Origin of the sequence: Polaromonas sp. CG_9.5 (assembly GCF_035984465.1) — a bacterium.
GTDB lineage: Bacteria > Pseudomonadota > Gammaproteobacteria > Burkholderiales > Burkholderiaceae_C > Polaromonas.
In genome coordinates this window covers 1-1693 of the sequence record NZ_JAXCHR010000065.1, presented here as the reverse complement: position 1 = coordinate 1693, position 1693 = coordinate 1, and the positions used below count along the sequence as shown (strand labels likewise).

Here is a 1693-nt window from a genome sequence, read left to right as displayed (position 1 = left end):
TCAAGGAAGTTGTCGCCTGAAGTGAAGTGAGTCAGGCTACTTTTTGCGTGTTTTGAAGCTCCTTGATTTGTGGGGTTTTTGGGTTGAGGTGCACGACATCGACATGCGTCCACTGGCGAGCCTGTCCTGACCAGCGCTGGGGATTTTCCTGACGGGCCTGTTCATAGACGAGCGAGCGCTTTTCAAGCAAGGCCCGGTCCAAGCCGCCATGGCGTTGCGCCGGTGTCACGAAGCCGATGGCGCTGTGGCGATGCTCCTGGTTATACCAATGGACCAGCTCGGTGACCCAGCGGCGTGCGGCCAGCAGGTTCTCGAACGGCTTGACCGGCAGTTCGGGGCGGTACTTCAGGGTTCTGAACGCCGATTCGATGTACGGATTGTCATTACTCACGGATGGCCGGCTTCGCGTGTGTGCCACCCCTAGGCGCTGCATAGTGGCCAGCATGGTTTCGCCCCTCATCGGCGCGCCATTGTCCGAATGCACCGTCAGCTGGCCCGGGACGATACCCTGGCGCAGGCAGATGTCGCTCAGCAATTGACCGGCCAGAGCGGCGCTTTCGCAGTCAAACACCTGCCAGCCGACGATTTTTCGGCTAAACAGATCCTCGAACAGATACAGATAAAAATGCTGGCCGCGCACCTGGGTCGGCAGATACGTAATATCCCAGCAGAACACCTGATCGGGCCCGGTCGCGGCCAGGGCGCGCGGGCGGCTGCGCTTTTGCGCTGCACGCTCTGATCGCCGGTGGGCCAGCTGGCCCTGCTGTCGAAATATTCGGTACATCGTGGACTCGGACGCCACATACACGCCTGTGTCGGCCAAGCGAGGCACGATCTGACTGGGCGGCAGGTCCTTGAACGCTTCGCTGTTGAGCGTGGCCATCACGGCTTGGCGCTCGTCCTCGCGCAAACGGTTGGCAGGGCGCACGTAGCGCCGCTTGCCCGATGGCCGCTGGTCACCCGCAGCAGCATCCGTGCGTTGCCAGCGCTGCACGCTGCGGCATGACAGGCCCACTTGGCGACAGGCCACGTCCCGGCCGGCCCCGTCGGCGCAGGCCTGGGTTATCAGGTCGAGCAACTTTTGGCGCTGCTGGACGGACCTCATGTGTCCGCGCCCTCCAGCAGCGCCTGGAAGTTTTTTCGGCAAACACCAGCAAGGCAGCTACATCGGCCAGTGCTTTTTCCTTGCGCCGCAGCTCTCGCTGCAACTAATCGTGCTGGCGCTGCAACTCGCGAAAGGCGCCGTTCGCCTCGCGTGAAGCGGGCACGGCAGGCGTGCAAAACTCCTGGTGCCACTGCACCAGCTGATGCTCGAACACGCCATGCTCGCGGCACCAGCCGGCCCGGGCCATGTCGTCCAGTGCGTAGCTCTGCTGCGGCGCCATCAAACGCTGTGCGGGCGACCAGGCAGACGCCGGGCCGTCCAGCGCAGCAGTTGCAGCGGACACCGGGTGGGCTGTCGTGCCAGTTTTCTTGCTTGCGCTTTGCAGCCACTTCCCTGAGTGCCGGCGGACATGTTGAGCTCGCCGGCAACGCTGATAACGGAACGCATGCCGCGATGTCTGGCTTTGAGCAGTGCCTGCTCTTTAAACTCGGGTGAATGATGTGAATGCGGTGTTCTGGTCATGAAATAAAGTTGCCGGGCAGTTAGCCATCGAAGAATTAGATGCGACAACAATTCTGACACCCGGGG

Annotated in this window: 2 protein-coding genes; both read right to left on the bottom strand. The window is 62.0% G+C overall.

Features of this window, described 5'->3' with window-relative positions; genetic code table 11:
- Positions 1 to 31: 31 nt before the first annotated feature.
- Positions 32 to 1105, bottom strand: coding sequence for an IS3 family transposase (locus RCH06_RS17805; protein ID WP_327082796.1), 1074 nt, complete (start codon positions 1103 to 1105; stop codon positions 32 to 34).
- Between the two features lie 103 nt (positions 1106 to 1208).
- The gene (locus RCH06_RS17800; RefSeq protein ID WP_327082795.1) at positions 1209 to 1448 is read right to left on the bottom strand and encodes a hypothetical protein; all 240 of its coding nucleotides are present in this window, start codon (positions 1446 to 1448) and stop codon (positions 1209 to 1211) included.
- Between the last annotated feature and the right edge of the window lie 245 nt (positions 1449 to 1693).